The following is a 3,141-nucleotide window of genomic DNA, read 5'->3' as shown; positions in this document are numbered from 1 at the left end:
ACTGGACACCGAGCGCCTTCAACTCGTTGGCAAGGCGTTCGGCAAAGCGCGGATCCACGGACTGATCGGGAAAGGTCTGCCACTCCACGAGGACAGTCCGTTTGCCCAAAGGCCCGAGATCGGGAATCCCTACATAGGTCCACTCCGCGCGGGTTCGCACATCGACAAGTTGCGTTCGAGGGTTCGCCTGAAGGCCCTTCCAGGCCGTTGCCACATCGACCTCATCGACCGCGTTTTCATCGGAGTGCGCGCCCAAGATCGAGCCTCCTCCCCCAAAAAAGTGAGCACGTGATAAGAACAGTTTCTGTGCTGAGCACAATACGTGGTGACTTGGCCCAACTTACACCCGCAACATCCACAGCTTACGCATAAGCATTCCACAAGAAGTTCATCCCTCCTTACTGCGAAGACAAAGAAAACCTGTCTTGGCAACGGCCAAGGCCAAGATACTCAATTGTAAGGAGGGGACTTCCCCGTTCGGATAACCAGACTATACACCCGCAAACCCCGCCAATCAAGCGAACGAAGGGGGTGCAAATCGTAGCATTGATCAGTAAGCGGCGCGACGAGCGCCCAAGCCCAAGCCTCTGTGTCGAAAGCGTGAATCGACCGCGTTTGGGAGGAAATCGCGAGGAAATGGGGACTTTTGCCCCGTGCCGCGCGTCTTTTTTTTTTTTCCAGGGGGTAGCCGGTGGAAAACCTTCCGCCGCCGCGGGGTCCGCCGCACGTCAAGCAATTGATATAGTCGTAGAATTGACATGACGCGCCCGCGCGCGGGTCAGTGCTTCCGCGCAACGTTGTGGCGCAAAGGCAACAAACTCGGACGAAGGGGAAAGCCGGGGATGCGCTCCAGCGCGCCTAGGCAGCGCTACTAAACACCCATTACCGCGCCGCTACGCACCCAAATGCGCGCTGTTACGCACCCATGGCGACGACGCGCTTGGAGAGCCGCGAGACTTTGCGGGACGCGGCACGGCGGTGAAGGATGCCCTTCTGGGCGGTGCGCGCCATGACCGGCTCGGCCTCTTTCAAGGCGGCCTGGGCGGCCTCCTTGTTGCCGGTAGCGATGGCTTCCTCGACCCTGCGGATCGAGGTGCGCATATGGCTGCGCCGCGCCTTGTTGACGGCGGTACGGCGGGTTATTTGGCGAACGGCTTTCTTCGCCGACTTGGTATTGGCCATGTGTAGGGTCCTTGAGGCGGATTTCGGTTCGCGGAGATGCACGCGGAAAACGCGGCAAGAACGCGAAATTTGAGCTGCTCTATAGCGAGCGCTCCCCAAAGCGTCAACTGGGCAGGACGGGAGGCTCGCCCGCCCCATATGGGCGAGGCAGCCGCTAGCGGTTCTTGAACTCGGGCTTCCGCTTCTCGATGAAGGCCGCCATGCCCTCTTTCTGATCCTCGGTGGCGAACAGGGAATAGAACTGGCCGCGTTCGAAGCGGGTGCCCTCGGCGAGCGTCGTGGCGAAGCCCCGGTTGATCGCTTCCTTGATCATCATCACCGCGTGCTGGGACAGGTTGGCGATCTTGTCGGCGACCTTCATGGCCTCTTCGAGCAGCTCATCCGCCGGGATGACCCGGCTGACCAGGTTCGCCCGCTCGGCTTCCTCCGCCTTCATCATCCGGCCCGTAAGGCAAAGCTCCATGGCCTTGGCCTTCCCCACCGCGCGCGTCAGACGTTGCGTGCCGCCGGCGCCTGGCATGATGCCGAGATTGATCTCCGGCTGGCCGAACACGGCGGTGTCGGCGGCGAGGATGATGTCGCAACTCATGGCGAGCTCGCAGCCGCCGCCCAGCGCGTAGCCGCCGACCGCGGCGATGATGGGCTTCCTGATATTTCCGATCTTGTCGAACGGCGCGAGGAAGTCGCTGCCATAGGCTTCCACGAAGGTCTTGGTGTGCATCTCCTTGATGTCCACGCCGGCGGCAAAGGCCTTCTCATTGCCGGTAATGACGATGCAACCGATGGCCGGGTCGGCCTCGAAGGCCTTCAGCGCTTGGTTGAGCTCGCCGATGAGCAGCGTGTTGAGCGCGTTCAGCGCGTGCGGCCGGTTGAGCGTGATGAGCCCGACCTTACCTTCCCGCGTGACCAGCAGCGTTTCATAGGGGTTTGCTTCGGGCGCCTCTTCGCCCCGTGCGACTTCTTCAACAAACATGTGATTGCGTTCCCTTATCTCTGGCAGGTTGGACAGAAGAAGGTCGAACGGCCGCTTTGGACCACGCGGCGGATAATGCCGCCGCAGCCGGTCCGCGTGCAGGGTTTCCCCGCGCGGCCATAGACCTTGAAACGATGCTGGAACCGTCCGAGCCGGCCGTCCGTATGGCGATAGTCGCGCAAGGACGATCCGCCGGCCTTGATGGCGCTTTGCAGCACCGCCTTGATCCCTTCGACGAGCGCTTCCGTCTTTTTTGTTGGCTTGCCGGATTTGGTGGTGAGCGTTCCGGCGAGCTTGAGTGGCGAGAGGCGCGCTCGATGGAGCGCCTCGCACGCATAAATATTCCCCAGACCCGCGATCAGCCGTTGATCGAGCAGACCGGCCTTGATCGAGGCGGCCTTGCCTTTGAGCTTGCCCGCGAGCCATTCGGAGGTGAGGTCTTCGCCGAGGGGCTCGACGCCAAGCCCTTTGAAGAGCGCGTGGCTGTCGAGGGTCGCGGCCGGCACCAGATCCATGATCCCGAAGCGGCGCACGTCGCTGTAACGGACCGCCGAGCCGTCCCTGAGATGAAAGACGATGTGCTCGTGCTTCGGGACGGCAACTTGCGGATGCGCCAAGCGGCCCGGCGCTGCGGCCGTTCCGTTCGCCTTGTCGATGGCGAAGCGGCCGGTCATGCCGAGATGCATGACGAGCACTTCGCCGTCGTCGAGCCGGGCGAGCAGATATTTGGCGCGCCGGTCGAGCGCCTCGACCTTGCGCCCCTGAAGCCGCTCGCCGAAGCGTTTGGGCAGGGGAAAGCGCAGATCGGGGCGCCGCTGCTCCACGCGGGCAAAGGCGTTGCCCACGAGAACGGGTTCCAGCTCCCGGCGCACGGTCTCCACTTCAGGCAGTTCGGGCATGACGTCCCAGCATAGTGCAGCGCAAAACAACTCTCATTGCACTGCAACAATAGCCTGAACTGGGGCCTTAGGCTATTGTCCGCTGCA

General features: G+C 62.3%; 3 protein-coding genes and 1 pseudogene. All 4 read right to left on the bottom strand.

All coding sequences use genetic code 11. The features are described 5' to 3' along the window. Positions 1 to 256: pseudogene (locus ACSLE4_RS10715) on the bottom strand (rhodanese-like domain-containing protein); the annotation flags it as partial. 659 nt (positions 257 to 915) lie between these two features. Next, positions 916 to 1,182, bottom strand: coding sequence for a 30S ribosomal protein S20 (rpsT, locus tag ACSLE4_RS10710; RefSeq protein ID WP_435904445.1), 267 nt, complete (start codon positions 1,180 to 1,182; stop codon positions 916 to 918). Positions 1,183 to 1,336: 154 nt separating this feature from the next. Beyond that, complete coding sequence (locus ACSLE4_RS10705) at positions 1,337 to 2,155, bottom strand: enoyl-CoA hydratase (RefSeq protein WP_435904444.1); 819 nt, start codon at positions 2,153 to 2,155, stop codon at positions 1,337 to 1,339. Positions 2,156 to 2,169: 14 nt separating this feature from the next. Further along, positions 2,170 to 3,054, bottom strand: coding sequence for a bifunctional DNA-formamidopyrimidine glycosylase/DNA-(apurinic or apyrimidinic site) lyase (mutM, locus tag ACSLE4_RS10700; RefSeq protein ID WP_435904443.1), 885 nt, complete (start codon positions 3,052 to 3,054; stop codon positions 2,170 to 2,172). Between the last annotated feature and the right edge of the window lie 87 nt (positions 3,055 to 3,141).

Source organism: Methyloceanibacter sp. (assembly GCF_051306395.1).
GTDB lineage: Bacteria > Pseudomonadota > Alphaproteobacteria > Rhizobiales > Methyloligellaceae > Methyloceanibacter.
The sequence above is the reverse complement of the archived record's forward strand: the minus strand, read 5'-3'. Positions and strand labels throughout refer to the sequence as shown.